This is a genomic window from Longicatena caecimuris, assembly GCF_018406465.1.
In the GTDB taxonomy this organism is placed as follows: Bacteria; Bacillota_I; Bacilli_A; order Erysipelotrichales; family Erysipelotrichaceae; genus Longicatena; species Longicatena caecimuris.
On record NZ_AP024510.1, the window covers coordinates 3,065,371 to 3,081,383 of the forward strand.

The 16,013-nt window shown below is 35.9% G+C and carries 17 protein-coding genes; 7 read left to right on the plus strand and 10 right to left on the minus strand.

The window, feature by feature from the left end; all coding sequences use genetic code 11:
- Window positions 1-27 precede the first annotated feature (27 nt).
- Window positions 28-1,359, minus strand: a complete 1,332-nt coding sequence (gene mnmE, locus KJS44_RS14295) for a tRNA uridine-5-carboxymethylaminomethyl(34) synthesis GTPase MnmE (RefSeq protein ID WP_008690281.1) — start codon at window positions 1,357-1,359, stop codon at window positions 28-30.
- Between the two features lie 310 nt (window positions 1,360-1,669).
- Between mnmE and KJS44_RS14300 the strand changes: the two genes are divergently transcribed.
- On the plus strand, window positions 1,670-3,172 hold the full coding sequence (locus tag KJS44_RS14300) for an LCP family protein (RefSeq protein WP_008690280.1): 1,503 nt from the start codon (window positions 1,670-1,672) through the stop codon (window positions 3,170-3,172).
- Between the two features lie 240 nt (window positions 3,173-3,412).
- On the opposite strand, the gene KJS44_RS14305 is transcribed toward KJS44_RS14300, so the two are convergent.
- Window positions 3,413-4,159 (minus strand): polysaccharide deacetylase family protein, encoded by a 747-nt coding sequence (locus tag KJS44_RS14305; protein WP_008690279.1) that lies wholly within the window; start codon window positions 4,157-4,159, stop codon window positions 3,413-3,415.
- Window positions 4,160-4,383: 224 nt separating this feature from the next.
- On the opposite strand from KJS44_RS14305, the gene KJS44_RS14310 reads away from it, so the two are divergent.
- Window positions 4,384-5,160, plus strand: coding sequence for a hypothetical protein (locus KJS44_RS14310; RefSeq protein WP_008690278.1), 777 nt, complete (start codon window positions 4,384-4,386; stop codon window positions 5,158-5,160).
- 314 nt (window positions 5,161-5,474) lie between these two features.
- Here KJS44_RS14310 and KJS44_RS14315 read toward each other — a convergent pair whose 3' ends face one another.
- From KJS44_RS14315 to glmU, 3 genes are read right to left on the minus strand one after another with little or no spacing between them, the layout of a single operon-like run.
- Entirely contained in the window at window positions 5,475-5,831 is a 357-nt protein-coding gene (locus KJS44_RS14315; protein WP_008690277.1) for a DUF1622 domain-containing protein, read from the minus strand.
- Between the two features lie 24 nt (window positions 5,832-5,855).
- Window positions 5,856-6,809 (minus strand): ribose-phosphate diphosphokinase, encoded by a 954-nt coding sequence (locus KJS44_RS14320; RefSeq protein ID WP_008690275.1) that lies wholly within the window; start codon window positions 6,807-6,809, stop codon window positions 5,856-5,858.
- A gap of 17 nt (window positions 6,810-6,826) precedes the next feature.
- Window positions 6,827-8,182, minus strand: coding sequence for a bifunctional UDP-N-acetylglucosamine diphosphorylase/glucosamine-1-phosphate N-acetyltransferase GlmU (glmU, locus tag KJS44_RS14325; protein WP_008690274.1), 1,356 nt, complete (start codon window positions 8,180-8,182; stop codon window positions 6,827-6,829).
- 186 nt (window positions 8,183-8,368) lie between these two features.
- On the opposite strand from glmU, the gene KJS44_RS14330 reads away from it, so the two are divergent.
- A complete protein-coding gene (locus tag KJS44_RS14330; RefSeq protein ID WP_008690273.1) occupies window positions 8,369-9,145 on the plus strand; it encodes a Cof-type HAD-IIB family hydrolase in 777 nt (258 codons plus the stop codon).
- Between the two features lie 308 nt (window positions 9,146-9,453).
- On the opposite strand, the gene KJS44_RS14335 is transcribed toward KJS44_RS14330, so the two are convergent.
- From KJS44_RS14335 to KJS44_RS14350, 4 genes are all read right to left on the minus strand, one after another.
- Complete coding sequence (locus KJS44_RS14335) at window positions 9,454-10,785, minus strand: HAMP domain-containing sensor histidine kinase (protein ID WP_017144734.1); 1,332 nt, start codon at window positions 10,783-10,785, stop codon at window positions 9,454-9,456.
- Window positions 10,778-11,467: a response regulator transcription factor gene (locus KJS44_RS14340; protein ID WP_008690271.1), complete on the minus strand. Its 690-nt coding sequence runs from the start codon at window positions 11,465-11,467 to the stop codon at window positions 10,778-10,780. Before KJS44_RS14340 ends, KJS44_RS14335 begins: the two co-directional genes overlap by 8 nt.
- A 603-nt stretch (window positions 11,468-12,070) precedes the next feature.
- A complete protein-coding gene (locus tag KJS44_RS14345) occupies window positions 12,071-12,349 on the minus strand; it encodes an RNA-binding S4 domain-containing protein (protein WP_008690270.1) in 279 nt (92 codons plus the stop codon).
- Between the two features lie 32 nt (window positions 12,350-12,381).
- Window positions 12,382-12,876 (minus strand): AbrB/MazE/SpoVT family DNA-binding domain-containing protein, encoded by a 495-nt coding sequence (locus KJS44_RS14350; protein WP_008690269.1) that lies wholly within the window; start codon window positions 12,874-12,876, stop codon window positions 12,382-12,384.
- 174 nt (window positions 12,877-13,050) lie between these two features.
- On the opposite strand from KJS44_RS14350, the gene KJS44_RS14355 reads away from it, so the two are divergent.
- The 4 genes from KJS44_RS14355 to KJS44_RS14370 all read left to right on the plus strand — a co-directional run bounded on the left by KJS44_RS14355 (window position 13,051) and on the right by KJS44_RS14370 (window position 14,336).
- Window positions 13,051-13,293, plus strand: a complete 243-nt coding sequence (locus KJS44_RS14355) for a helix-turn-helix domain-containing protein (protein WP_008690268.1) — start codon at window positions 13,051-13,053, stop codon at window positions 13,291-13,293.
- 167 nt (window positions 13,294-13,460) lie between these two features.
- Window positions 13,461-13,649 (plus strand): spore coat associated protein CotJA, encoded by a 189-nt coding sequence (locus KJS44_RS14360; protein WP_008690267.1) that lies wholly within the window; start codon window positions 13,461-13,463, stop codon window positions 13,647-13,649.
- A gap of 19 nt (window positions 13,650-13,668) precedes the next feature.
- Entirely contained in the window at window positions 13,669-13,911 is a 243-nt protein-coding gene (locus KJS44_RS14365) for a spore coat protein CotJB (RefSeq protein WP_008690265.1), read from the plus strand.
- Between the two features lie 2 nt (window positions 13,912-13,913).
- Window positions 13,914-14,336, plus strand: coding sequence for a manganese catalase family protein (locus tag KJS44_RS14370; protein ID WP_008690264.1), 423 nt, complete (start codon window positions 13,914-13,916; stop codon window positions 14,334-14,336).
- Between the two features lie 67 nt (window positions 14,337-14,403).
- Here KJS44_RS14370 and KJS44_RS14375 read toward each other — a convergent pair whose 3' ends face one another.
- Window positions 14,404-15,972, minus strand: coding sequence for a recombinase family protein (locus KJS44_RS14375; RefSeq protein WP_008690263.1), 1,569 nt, complete (start codon window positions 15,970-15,972; stop codon window positions 14,404-14,406).
- Window positions 15,973-16,013: the final 41 nt, after the last annotated feature.

A 16,013-nucleotide genomic window follows, 5' to 3' on the forward strand; every position in this document is an offset into this window, starting at 1 on the left:
ACCAGTCGATTAAAAACCATCCTATATTTACTTACCTAAACAGAAATTAGCAAATAATGTGTCTAATAAATCTTCTCGATGTACTTCTCCTAATATTTCTTTTAATGCCGTATAAGCTTCCTGTATATCGATTTCTACCACATCAAGTTCAAGTCCCATCGCAATCGCATCAACAGCTGACAGCATACTTTTTTTGGCTTTCATCATTTGTGATATTTGTCGTTCATTCGCTAATACGGGCTCTTCTATAACAATTTTATGACTGTCAAATAATCGATGTACTTCATGTATTAACGGTTCAATTTCATGATGTTGAGCAGAAATGCATATGCCTTCTATATGTTGATTAAGATCTTTTTTATTATATACAATAATTCTTGTCTTATTTTCAGTCATTTGCATCAGTTGCTGATCTTCTTCATCCAATGGACGACTGGCATCTAAAACTAAAATAATTAATTGTGCATCTTCGATAGCTTTCATACTTCTTTCGATACCGATTTTTTCAACAACATCTTCTGTTTCACGAATTCCCGCTGTATCTATCAAATTCAAAGTCAAACCACCCAAGTGAATATGACCTTCCACAATATCTCTGGTGGTTCCTGCTATTTCGGTAACAATTGCTTTATCTTCTTCCAGAAGGGCATTTAACAAGCTGCTTTTCCCAACATTTGGTTTTCCGATAATCGCTGTTTTGATACCTTCTTTCATCATTTGTCCACTTTCAGCACGTTCTAATAATTGATCAATTTGTGAAAGCCATTTTTGAATCTTAGGAAGTATCACTTCATTGCTCAACATCTCAACATCATCATATTCAGGGTAATCGATATTCACTTCTATATTCGCGATAATATCTAAAATATTTTTAATGAATGGCTCTAATAATTTTTTTACACTTCCGCGAATCCCATGCATTGCTAATTTCCGACTCTCATTAGAATCCGCAAGAATCATATCGTTAATAGCTTCTGCCTGTGTCAAATCAATTCGGCCATTTAAAAATGCTCTGCGCGTGAATTCTCCCGGCTCTGCTAAGCGTGCCCCCTGCATCAGACAAAGTTGCAGAATCTTTTTTGTCACATAACGGCCGCCATGGCAATTGATCTCTACGATATCCTCTCTTGTAAATGTTTTAGGAGCACGAAAAACCGATACTAACACCTCATCAATTTCCTCTTTTGTAATAGGGTCTAGGATAAAACCATAACTGATTGTATGACTTTTTTTTGATGTCAGATCGATCGAACATAAGGAATCAACAATTTGAATGGCCGCATCACCACTCATTCGTATGATCGAGATGGCGCCATCTACAGCTGCTGTTGAAATTGCCGCAATGGTATCTTGTAACATGTATAAACACCTGCCGTTTCTAACGTATATTGTATCATGTATATCACCATTTTTCCTATTCGTTTACCATCTTTTTCGCAGATAACGCATAAATTGTATGCTTTTGTAGATGCTTTGGGAAAAACAAGAAAATAACGCATAGCTGATATACACTACACTTTTCTTTCAAGCATCCTATTTTTGTAAAAGCGGCATTTCTGTTTTGTTACCATTTCTTAGTGCTTAATGAAACGTAAGAATTTTATGTAGTAAAAACGCTTGAAAACAGGTATAATAAATATGCTTATCATTACAAGAAAGGGCTGAAAACATGGCAAAAAAAAGCACGAATAAAAAGGCGTTCTATAAAAAGCCTGAATTTTATTTCATATTGATATATGCCGTACTTACTTTAGCATTTATCGTTCAAGCATTTACAATTAATCTGATTCCTATGAAATATTTTATGATACTTGCTGTATTGCTTCTGTTACTATTATTGGCAATGTATTATTTACAGATGGGTAAAAGAGTAAATCGATTTAACCGAGCTTTAGGAAAAGTTCTCATCGTTATTCTTTCCTTATTATTAGCTGTAGGTAATTGGTATATATTTAAAACAAGTGATGCTTTCTCAAAAATGACAGGTAGTGATACCGATGTATCTATCCTATCCGTTGTTGTTATGAAAGATAGCAAAATGAAAGAAATCAATGACTTAAAGGATAAGAAACTTGGCACAATCTCTATTGGTGATTCAGAAACCCAAAATAAGGCATTGACAGATATTGAAAAAGATTTAGGATCTAAGCCAGTTACCATTAGCTATTCTTCTTATAAGAAATATGGTGATGACTTATACAATGGAAATGTGGACGCAATCTTAGTTAACGAAGGTTCTCGCGGGATGTTTGAAGAAGAACACTCTGATTTTAACAAAAAGACACGTGTCATTAAAGAATACCGATATGAGACCAAATCAAAAGCATTGGCAAAAGGTGTTGACGTTACCGAAGATCCATTTAATGTGTATATTACCGGTATTGATACTTATGGTTCTATCGCTACTGTATCGCGTTCCGATGTTAATATGATCGTATCTATTAACCCTAAAACACATCAGATTTTAATGACCGGTGTACCTCGTGATTTCTATATTCCTCAGGTATGTCAAGATAATCAGCTTGATAAATTGACCCATACAGGTATCTTTGGTGTTGATTGTACTTTGAAATCAGTTGAGAACTTTATGGATATCAAATTAAATTATTATGCACGTGTAAATTTCTCAAGTTTAATTAATATTGTCGATGCATTAGGTGGTATCACAGTAAATTCTCCATTTGCCTTTACGACAAATAACGGATATCAAATCAATGTCGGTGAGAATAATTTGAGTGGTGAAGCAGCCCTTGGCTTTGTTCGTGAACGTTATTCATTAGCTGACGGTGATCGTGAACGTAGCCGTAATCAAATGCGCGCTTTGACAGCTATTATCAACAAAGCCTTATCCCCTACGATTATCACAAACTATACAGGTATTATGAGTGCTGTAAGCGGCAGCTTCCAGACAAATATGTCACAAAGTGAAATGACAGCATTTGTAAAAGCACAGTTGAATGATATGAGTGGCTGGGATATCAAGCAAATTCAAGTGAGTGGCCGCGGCGCAACCAAGTGGACACCGGCTAATGGATTTAATGCCTATGTTATGGTACCAAATGAAGCCTGTGTAACGAATGCTATTAAGTTAATTAAAAAGATAGATAAAGGTGAAACCATTACACAAGCAGATATTGATCATCAAAATGAGCTTGTTTCAAAAGCCGGATAATACTATCTGTTATAGGGAAGTTTCGTCTTTATCGTTTCTTCGAAAAGACATCATGACGTATCCCAATTATTAGTAGCGATAGTTCTTATCTTTCAAATGAAGGAAGTAATCTTATCTTAAAGAATAAAGTAATCTCAATAGAAAAGAAGAAGTTTGTAAACCTGTTGGATATGATTTCATTCAGTATCCATAACCTGCAACCTTCTTCTTTTTTTCTTCCATCGTGTAATGAATTTGCCTTTAATTTGCAATATGATGATGAAAAACCGGCGTTGTATCATCGATGATCCGGAATTCAAAGCCTTGTTGTATATAACTGTTTAACAGCGTAGGCAAAGCCTCAACAGTAGCTTTATTGGCACCTCCATCATGCATAAGCATCATGACCGTATCCTGATTTCTTACTTCTTTTAGCCCTGTGTTTATCAAAGAATCCACGCTTGTATAACAATTTCCATCGCCATTCGAAGCATTCCAGTCATAATAGTGATACCCATGTTCCTCAACTTTTTTAGCTAATTTACTCATAATCTTAGAGGCATATTTCCGTGAGACTGTATTACTGACACCACCTGGAAAACGTAGAATTTTTGTCCTTTTACCTGTTTGTTTCTCAATGATATCGTTCATTTTTTCAACATCTTTAAAATAACCATCTACACTTGTATAAATTGTTTTATAGTCATGTGCATATGTATGAACTCCTATCGCATGGCCTCTTTTCACCTCTTCTTTAATCATATTTATATGATCTGGGCTTTCTGCTGTTACGAAAAAGGTTGCTTTCACATGGAAACGATCTAGAATATCTAATATTTCTTGCGTATTCTGACTTGGACCATCATCAAAGGTAAGATACATCACTTTTTTCTTCTCGCTGCTTACCTTAATCAATTCAGCAGATGGCAAGACGGATGCCATCATCGCAATTACTAGCAAAAAACCACAACAACACAAAAACACACGCTTTGCTAATTGCTTATCCATACAATCACCTCATGAGTTATTGTTCCCCGAGGTGTTAACTTTATTTGCGATGGCAGATTCTTTTCGTAAACTGCCTCGACTTACCGAATGTAATGCCATGCATAATTTAAATACCTCAGCAGATTCTACTCTGATGTACTTTCTTGTGAATTCAAAGAATTATAATGTTTCTTCCTTTCTGAAATTACATTTCTATAGTAAAATAAAAGACAAGGAGGGATAGTATGCAAATTGATTCATCTCTTATTCATGCCTTTTTACATGATTTACCTATGGAACAAAGCAGCGGATATTCCTATGTATCTGGCTTTCAACAACCAGATAGCAAACGTAAAGATGTCGTTTCCGCATTATTAAGTGAACTGGAAACGATTGTCGAGGAATTCCCGGTATTTAATCAAGATATCTGGTTAAGCTTATTTTCCGATATGGATGAGCTTCTTGCTTCATTAACCATCATACCGGTTGTCGGAAGTACCTCAGCCCCAATGCGTACCGAAGTTTTCAAGCATAACGTTATCATTTTAGATCTGATTCATATTGCTGATTATACAAGAATCCTCTCTCAAATGACTTATATCATGCAAAATTATATCACTTTGGAAATAACCAAGCTTTGTATACGTCATCGTTACCCTTTGTCAACTCACCATTATCTTGACATGCTAGATGATATGACATTTACTCATGGGCTGGCTAATTGGTTAGCCTGGAATCGCAATTGTAAAGAGTATAAATTTCAAGATGTCCGCTATGAGCCTCACAAAGAAAAAGCATTTGGCATGTTGGCACAAGCTATTACAATTGAAAATAAAGCTTTGCAGCATACCGTATTGCATAAAGCATTACATAGTGACTTTTGGAATCAATTCACGGCAGTAGCCGGTATGTTTTATTTTGATGATGTTTATCATGATATAGGAAAAGATGGTATCTTATTGCTTTATCGACATGGGCCTAAACATTTTATTCACACCATTTTTCATACAAACGATAAATAGAACATACGTTTCTTAAAAAGCTAAGTACCATGAGTTATCAAGAAAAGTTTAATGAATTATAATGAAGTTTGTTGAATTATAAAGAAAATTTCGATGATTTACAAATAAGTTTAATGAATTATAAAGAAGTATGTTAAATTATGAAATAAAGTTTAATAAGTTATAAGAATAGAAAAGCAATAAAATATCCTTTATAAAGACTTATATAAGAAAAGAGTCGTGACACTACACGGTATCTCTCACATTTGCCACTTCATTTGTGAGAATACATTCGTATATGCCTTGACTCTTTTTTAATAAATATTTTATGATATTTAATAATTGTTAGGAGATGCCTCTTCAGGAGAGCCATGTTGCTGTTCTGCCTTGATTTCAAAATGAATCATCAATGACAACAGTGCTCTTAGAAGAATGATCGCACCTAAAATGAGGATTTCATTTAGACTGCGGACAAGAACCGTCTTTAAAATTTCGGCTCCCATCTTAAATTCCAGTCCCAATGCCAGAGCATTTGCTAATTCGATACGTATCGGGTATCGTTTCTTTGTCAGAAAAGCCTTACTATAATGATAGAAAGCCTTAACCGAACCGAAGGTGATTACTGCAATCCCAATCAGTTCCAGTAAAGAAATAATTTCTGGCAGGAATTGTGCAACGATATGTTCCAGCATATAAATTCCTTTCTATGTATTTTTTTATTCAGCGTAACGGGAAACAATTGGACTTACCGGGCGGTTTTCTTCAATTGCCTTAATGACATCACCAAGTACCGGTCCAACAGATAATACTTTCATTTCTGGATACTGAGCAGCTTTTTCATCTTGTGCAATTGTATTTGTACAGATGAAACCTGCTAAATTACTTGCTTTTAAACGATCAATTGCTGGTCCGCTTAATACCCCATGTACACAAGATGCGTATACAGCGGTAGCACCCTTTTCATACAACATGTTAATACCTGCTGTTAATGTTCCGGCAGTATCTACAATGTCATCTACCATGATGGCAACCTTACCATTTACATCACCAATGATATTCATCGCTTCTGCCACATTTGGTTTTGGACGACGTTTATCGATAATAGCCAATGGTGCATGCAGAATCTCCGCTAACTTACGCGCACGCGTAGTTCCTCCATGGTCCGGAGATACAACAACTACATCCTGCAGATTTAATTCCTTGAAATATTTACCGATGATTGGTATTGCTGAAATATCATCCGCCGGAATATCGAAGAATCCCTGAATCTGTGTAGCATGAAGTTCCATTGTTATTACACGGTTAGCTCCTGCTCTTTCAAGTAAATCAGCAACTAACTTTGAGGTGATTGGCTGTCTTGGTTTTGCCTTACGATCCTGACGTGCATAGCCAAAGTATGGCATTACGACAGAAATATGTCCGGCGCTGGCACGTTTGCAGGCATCAATAGCAATCAACACCTCCATGATGTTACTGGAAACCGGTGCGCAGGTAGACTGTACGATAAAGACATTCTTACCACGTACAGATTCCCCAAGTTCAACCATGATTTCTCCATCGGAGAAGTGTTTTACATCACACTGTCCCAGAGGAATACCCAGTTGACTGACGATTTCATTTGCCAGACCCACACTGGATGTTAACGCAAATACTACTGTTTTGTTTTCCATTGTTCCCTATTCCTTTCCTATTTGTTCTTATACTTTGATCCATAACCTTTCTTTATGGACTGACGAGAGCGGGCAATTCCCATATCACCATCATCTACTGAATCAGTAATTGTAGAACCTGCCGCAAGCAAAGCGTTTTCGCCAATGGTCACAGGCGCAATCAGATTACAATTGCTGCCAATAAATGCACCATCTTTAATCGTCGTGCGATATTTGTTCTTACCATCGTAATTGACGGTCACAACACCACAGCCAAAGTTGACACGCTCGCCAACATCACTGTCTCCCACATACGTTAAGTGCGCACATTTACTTCCATTGCCAAAGTGTGAGTTTTTAAATTCCACAAAATTTCCAATACGACAATTCTCACCAATTTCCGTATTGTTTCTTAAATGTGACATAGGACCGATTGTTGTCTTAGCCCCTACCTTACTTTCAACAATTTTGCTGCTATCAATGGTCACACCATCTTCAATAAGCGCATTGCGCAAGAAAGAATTCGGTAAAATTGTCACATGGGAACCTATCTTAGTGTTTCCCTGTAGATGCACATTGGGATAAATCGTTGTATCCTCTCCGATTTCCACATCAGCATCAATATAGGTGTTGTCTGGATCCAGAATGGTCACACCATTTAACATGTGTTTATGATTAATGTGCTTTTTCATCCAGCTATTGGCTTTTGCTAAATCAACACGATCATTCACACCCATGGTTTCCTCTGCATCATCTACGATCATCGCATTTACCTTTTCATTATGCTTATGAAAAATTTCTACCAGATCTGTTAAATAATACTCATTCTGGGCATTGTTGGTGGTGATTTCTTTTAAACCATCAAACAGCTTGCTGGTCTTGAAACAGAAAATTCCAGTATTGATTTCTTTAATGGCTAATTCCTCAGCACTGCAATCTTTTGCTTCAACGATTTTTTCAACCATACCATCACGATTACGTACTATACGTCCATAACGCTCACCATCCGCTAATACGCTAGTCAATACGGTACATGCATAGTTTTGATTCGCCGCAAATGCTTTCAGAATTGTTTCTTTCTGAATACAAGGTCCATCCCCATTTACGATAATGGTATCGCCGTCTTCTTCAGCTAATGCCTTAGCTTGCATGACAGCATGCCCGGTACCCAACTGCGGTTCCTGTAATGCATATTCTACGTCATCTTGTAAATACTCCTTGACGCTATTTGCTCCATGTCCGACAACAACAATGATTCGATCAACCTCGGCAGCCCTTAATGCCGCGATAATATGTCCGATCATCGGTTTATTTAACACCGGATGCATGACTTTACATAGTGAGGATTTCATTCTGGTACCTTTACCAGCCGCTAATACTATTGCAGATTTCATAAAAAAATTACCTCCATTCCTATTTTATCAAAAAAGCCAAGTAAAAAAAAGGTATATCGCCTATTTCCTACCCAATTTCCGTTGTTTTCCATATGTTTACGAATGTGTACTTCACCATGAAGATTAAATGTGGCAATGTTCCTTAACCTATGATACCATGTAGACATAAGGCAGGTTGATAAATTTATGAACGATAAAATGCTATTTCTTTTTGATGTTGATGGTACACTCATTGATACAGAAACCCATCAAATTCCCCTTTCTACAATCACAGCCTTACAACAGCTGCATAAACAAGGGCATTTACTGGGAATATCAACAGGACGTTCTTTGCCATCATTGAAGAATGGCGGTTTTGCTTCCTTAATTGATTGGGATTTTTTCTTATGTAACAATGGTCAGGCAATCTTTAATAAAAAACAAGAAATCTTACATCTCGCCTGTATTCCTCAAGCGAGTGTTGAAAAGTGTATGCAGGTGGCACATGCCCAACAAAATCCTATATTGATAATTCATGGAGAAGGTGAATATCTTACTGCTGCGCCTAATGAGCTGGTTTATCAGGCATTGGATTTTTTTAAAGAACTTGTTCCAGAAGTTAAGCCTTATGATGGACAACCTGTCATCATGATGATCGCTTACGGTCCCTTACAATACGATTATGCATCTTATCATGAAATTGATGGTATACATATTATTCCCGGATTATCCACGTATGCCGACATCGTATTAAAAGATTATCATAAATATAAAGGCATCCAATACTTGTTAAAACATCTGCAAATGGATTCCTACATTGCCTTTGGGGATAGTTTAAACGATGTAGAAATGTTGACACATGCTGCCATAGGCATTGCTATGGGAAATGCTCATGAAGATGTAAAAGCAATCGCTGATTATGTAACGACAAAGGTTAGTGAAGATGGTATCCTGCAAGCATTAACTTCCTTACATTTTTTGTAATTTTAATTCAAGTAAGCCTTAATTTTAAGTAGTAACTGTTTTCTTATGCTATTTATGATAATATTCTAATGATCACATCACGGTGAAACATGATACAAAAAAAGAATCCTTGGCAATTCATTCACGCAATGATTTACTGAAATAGGTTTGAATATTATCTCTTTCAAGTAATCTCATGCTTAGAACTTGCTGATGATTCTTTTTCTTTATTCACTTCATATCCTAGTTGTATAAGATTTCCAAAAGCCGATAGGAATGTATTTCATCTGATACTAACATTTCCATATAAAGGATCCTCATTCATCATCTCATGCTTTTGGTAAACCATCCATTGATAAAGGGAACACAAGCTGTACTATAAAAATGTCTTCTACCTCCTGAATCACTAAAGTAGCATTCATGTAAGACAGCATTTTTCGTACACTCTTTAATCCGATATGAGAACTTTCTTCTTTTGAAATATCCTCTTTCTTATCATTTTTAATACACATGCATAACTGCTTTTCTTCACAGCGTAAACTTATTTCCACTTGTGATGACCCATATTTGCGGATATTTGATAATAAATTATCGAATATTCTTTTTAACAAACTCGTTTCAGCCATAATCTTAAATGGTTTTGCGTCAATAAGCAGCTGAATCTCAAAACCACTGTCAATCAATTCATTGCCAAAGGCCTCGAGCATCACATTTACCTGATCTTGATCCATCAGCTGCAATTGGATATTCTCATCCTGTGCATAGATTAGGAAATGCGTAAATAAACGATCAGACATATCTTTAATTTGATCAGCCTTTATTTTACACTTACGAATATATTCCGAACGCTCTTCTTCATTCTTATATATTTTCATGTCAAGAATATCAAGATAACCAAGGAGGGAGGTCAATGGCGTACGTAAATCATGACTCATCGCTGTAACCAAATCTTGATTTGCTTGTTTTGCTTCTTTTTCACTTCGCATGTTTTCATCTAATACAGAACGCAATTGGTTCAATTGAATTGCTAGATCTGTTAATTCATCTTTACCTTCATAAAGAATTGGATGTTGGAAATCTCCACTTTCTATCAGCTTCATTTCATCCCCTATTTTTAGGATGTAATTTATTTTACGGCGGATATAGCGCATGATCAGTAATAGAAATAGCATCACACAAAGCACAATAGCACCTATTACATACAGCTCCATAAACCAAACACCTTGATAAGAATACACGGTCAAATTATATGTACCATCATAAAATTTTAATGTATAATCTTCATATTGTGGATAATATAACGTTAATAGAAAAGAAGATGTTTCTATGTATACATCCTTTTCCAAAGGACTGGCATGATCCGTATAATAGACCCCTTCAGAATCATATAGCTGCATCGTAAGATGGCGATATTCTTTCATTTCTTCACGGATGCGTTTCTGATCATTTTTTGATATATGTTTCTTGGTAATCGTAGTTTGCAATTGAGCTACCGATTCAGCTGTTGATTTTGTTAAGGCTGTTTCATCAATAATGAAATGAAAAACGCGATAACGGTTCATGAACAAAATAGCAAATAATAAAGCACTGGCCACAAAAGAAATTAACACTATCATAACCAGTTTGATACTTAATCTGGATATTCGTGTTTTTCTAATCAAAGCGATACCCCTTTCCCCAAATAGTACGTATATACTTAGGATTGGAAGGATCAACTAATAATTTTTTCCTTAAATTCCGTATATGTACCATGATCGTGTTATTGGCAGTATATAAATAGGATTCATCCCATATGCTTTCGTATAATTCTTTATTAGAAAAGACGCGCTTAGGATTGGTAATCAGTAATTGCAAGATACGATACTCTATCTCGGTAAGATTTACTTCTTCATCACCAACCCATACACGATTACTATTTTGATCCACTTTCAAATCATTACGTTCTATAATATTACTTTCCTCAATATTACTTTTTCCGCGATATACATAAAAACGACGTATAAGAGCATTTACACGAGATAAAAGCTCGCTATAGGAAAATGGTTTAATAAGATAATCATCGCCACCACTGTTAAAGCCGTCTTCTTTATCTTGATCTAAAGTCTTTGCCGTAAGAAATAAGATAGGTACATTGGTTAATTCACGGATACGTCGACATGTCTTAAAACCATCCATACCGGGCATCATGATATCTAAGATAATAAGATCCTGTGCTTCGCATTTTGTAATAGCTTCTGCACCATTGTCAGCTTCATTCACAATATATCCTTCATTACTTAATAGTACATTGACCACTTCTCGGATTTCTTTATTATCATCTACGATCAGGACATTATATGCCATACCATCACCTGGTATATTGTAATGAACTCACCTAAGCAGTCATCCTTACAATATACGCATCCTTTCTATACAATGTTTTCGTCTTCATTATATAACATTTATATGAAAACACTAGTAAATAATAAGGGTTTAAGACTTTTTAAGATTTAACAAAATGATTCTAACGTTTTTATTCCAGCGTATAAATTGTATGTAAACGAATGATTGTTTCAAACACTGCATCAATTCCTATTTCATCTATCCAAGAGCATAACGCATGCAAATCATCTTGTTCGTTTGATATTTCCATGATATCTACGATTATTTGAAAGATTTCTGAATCTGTAATAATGAGCCCTCCATTCAAAACACATGCAACTGATGGTATACTTTATTTTACCACTTTTAATTATATATAGTTAACTCGAATTCAGAAATTTCTTTGTTCTATCGATTCTAATAATATCTATTCATGATTCCTCATTTTTATGATTCCCCATAATGAAAAAAAAGACGTAATGGAGTGACGACTTTGAAATGAACTATTTATCTAAACTTTAAGATTCATTTCCCTTGTGTCAATTCGCATTACAGCCTTTTTATAATTGTATGTTCCTGTTTCTATCATCTATTATTTGGTGCATCCTTCTTGATAATTTTTTCTTCTAACACATCAAACATGAGTGCCGCATCATTCTTATTTACTTGTTTCTGTAACATCAAAACGCGAACACTTAATTCTCGATAACCAAACAGAACGCGTATTTCATCACCAATCTTTACATCCGTAGATGGTTTTGCTACTTTTCCGTTAACATAAACACGTTGTTGATCGGCTAATTCTTTTGATACTGTTCGCCGTTTTAAAATACGTGCTGTTTTCAGATATTTATCTAATCGCATCGTAACTTCACCTCTACGGTATAGTTTACCATTTATTGTGATTGTTGGCGAGATAAAAGTTGTGTAAATGCCTCCAACGCATATAACTGTTCTTTATCTAATACACTTTTATCATATAACATAACAAAGGCTCCAAACCAATCGCCAAAAGAGGTAATCGGATAGATAATACCATCATATGCCGTATCCTGATTTTTCATGACCATTGTATTTTTAAAAACTTGCATGCGATGAACATGACATTGTTCTAAGAAACTTTCGCGCAAATTAATTTGTTTTTTGTTTAACCATTCATCCTGGATAAACCAAACAGTATTTTGATACATTGCATGTAAAGTTTCACACATGATATTTATTTCTTCCATATGATTTGACATGATATCATGTTTTTGAATTACGATGCGATCATTATCAATGAAAAATTCAATAGAATCTCCTTCTTTCAATCGATATTGTTTTCTTATTTCTTTAGGGATAACTAAACGTCCCAAATCATCCAGTCTTCTAACGATTCCAGTAGCTTTCATAACGACACTCCTTTACAACGTGTAGTATGAGCATTTTCATTTGAAATATTCGTTTCTTAAACGGGAATGCGTGATACTTATAAATTTGTTGTATATATAGTTAATTTAACTATAATTGGTTAAACTTTCTATAGCGAATCTTTTAGAATAGGTATTAGAAAAGGAGTGATTCCAATGACACTACAAGAAGTATGCTGCCAACGTATTCAGGAATTATGCGATGAGCGCAACATTTCCATGAATAAACTTAGTATTTTATGTGGTATGACACAATCAACACTAAGTAATATTACCTCTGGAAGGAGTAAGAATCCAACTGTTTCCACAATCAAAAAGATTTGTGATGGTATGGATATCACACTAGCAGAATTTTTCGATTATGAACCGTTTAATGAATTAGATCAGGAAATTGAATAGTCTTTATAGAGAAGAGATGCAAGCTATTGCATCTTTTTTCTTTTGCCATGAAAATTAAGTCTAATCTGCTGTTTTTGCTAATATTCTATTGCTTTCCTTTTGACAGGTTATATATCTACAAGTTTTTTCTCTTATGAAATAGTATAGAAAGAAAGGAGGTGACATCTATGCAAAACAATATACAGAATGATTATGGTTTACCTTCTGAAGTATGTACAAATTTATCTACGCACCGTAGACAGGTGGTAGGTATGGCTTATGTTCCAATGCAAAAATGGAGTATGCCAATGCCATTGGAAAAAGGATTTTGCAGCGGCACAATATTTTATGATTTAAACAAACCATTTCGACCATAAATGAAAGGAGGTCCTTTTTATGCATGATGATGTTTTAACACAGTTACAAATGTATGATTTTGCTCTGCAGGAAGCTGCTCTTTTTCTAAATTCTCATCCGCACGATAAAGAAGCTTTATCGTACTATCGCACAATGCAATGTTGCAGTAAACAGGCGAGAGAAGAATATGAAGCCTTGCATGGCCCATTAACAAACCGTGAGAATAATAGCTGTTCATGGGAATATATACATGGTAAATGGCCATGGGAAGGAGATAAGTAAGTATGTGGGTATATGAAAAGAAATTACAGTTTCCTGTTCAGATAGAACATCCGGATCCATCTTTTGCGAAAATTGTCATTACGCAAATTGGAGGTCCAGATGGTGAATTGAGTGCTTCCATGCGTTATTTGAATCAGCGATATGCAATGCCTTATGATCGAGTGAAAGCGATGTTGACCGATATTGGAACGGAAGAATTAGCTCATCTGGAAATGGTTTCAGCCATCGTCTATCAACTAACACGCAATCTTAGTGTAGATGAAATTAAAAAAGCCGGTTTTGATGCTTACTATGTCGATCATACAACCGGTATCTGGCCACAAGCAGCTAGTGGTGCTCCATTTACTTCAACTTACTTCCAATCAAAAGGTGACCCTATCACAGACTTGATGGAAGACATGGCAGCAGATGGTGCCGCTTTGTAAGATCAACATTGACTGTATAAGTGGTGTTTGCGATAATCAGGCATACCCGCTGCCAGCTTATAAGAATTTAGAAATTCCAATGTATTTCAATAGGTACTTCTTTTGTGACAGGGTCTTTTTTTCCAACTTCTATATAGTCAATCAGCTTATCAACGATTTCCCTGTTTAAATGTTCAAGATTGGTATATTGCTCAATTAACTGGCGTTTGTTATCACCAGCTTGTATCTTTCTTTCCATAATGTCAAGCTGTTTTTGCGTATCAATCACCAGTTTTTCTAACCTTTTCTTTTGAGTTGAGAAGTCTTTGGATAAGTCCAAATAGTCCTGCTCTGACAAGATACCCTTAACCTTATCTAAATACAACTCACGAATACCTTTGGTATATTCTCCAATCTTACTTTGATACGCGGCTATTTCCTCTTTCAGAGCCTTCTGTTTTCCTCTTACATCACTGTTAAAGATTACACTTTGTTCCAGTTCATCTTTATCCAGATATGCGGCAGACAGCTTATTGATTTCTGTAATCACCGCCTGTTCCAACTTAGGTACAGAAATGAAAGAACCAACACAAGCATTCTTAGAAACGTGTCGGCTAGAACACCCTAAATATCGTCTGCCATCAGACTGTTTATTAGAACGCATAACATAACCGCAGTTCATACAGCGGGCTTTTTTGGCAAATAACCCAATCGTACCTGCTGTAAATGGCTTTGCCTTTTGAGCTATCAACACCTGTACCTTATCCCACAATTCACGGTCAATGATCGGTTCGTGCGTACCTTCGACAATGTACCACTCACTTTTCGGACGTGGCTTATTTTGCTTTGTCTTGTAGGATACACTCCCATATTTGCCCTGTACCATATTGCCAATATAAACTTCATTTACCAGCATATCGGAAATAGCATAATATTTCCATAAGGTACTGTTCTTGCCTTTGGGTGTTCGACAGCGTAAACCATGAAGCCGCTTGTATTCCGTTGGGTTGGGAATACCTCGATCATTCAGCATGCGGGCAATGGCAGTTTTTCCATAGCCTTGTGAAAACAGAGTAAAAACTTCTCTGACAACCTGTGCAGCTTCTTCATCAATAATCAAGTGTCCTTTTATATTAGGGTCTTTTTTATAACCAAAGAGAGCAAATGCTCCAATGTGACGACCGTTTTTTCTTAGATCTGTCAGCACACTCTTGATGTTCTCCGACATATCCTCCAAGTACCATTCATTCACCAATCCGTTGATCTGTCTTGATTTCTTATTTCCTTTATTTGCGGTATCCGCATTATCAACTATACTAATAAAGCGAATACCCCAAATGGGAAATAGACCGTGGATATACTTTTCTACCAATTCAAGCTCCCTGGTAAATCTGGATTGCGTCTTACATAAGACAATATCAAATTTATGGTCTTTTGCGTCATTCAGTAACTTGTTGAACTCTGGTCGTCGTCGGTCAGAGCCAGTGTAATCATCATCACTGTAAATATTGTAGACCTCCCACCCTTGTTCTAAAGCATATTGAAGCAGCATAGACTTTTGATTTTGAATACTGTTACTGTCATCTGTTTCTGATTGTTTGTTTCTATCTTCTTCGGATAAGCGGCAATATATCGCAACCCTTGACGTATTCATCATGTTTTGTTCTCCTTTTCAAAGATGGCAAAACAAACGATCAC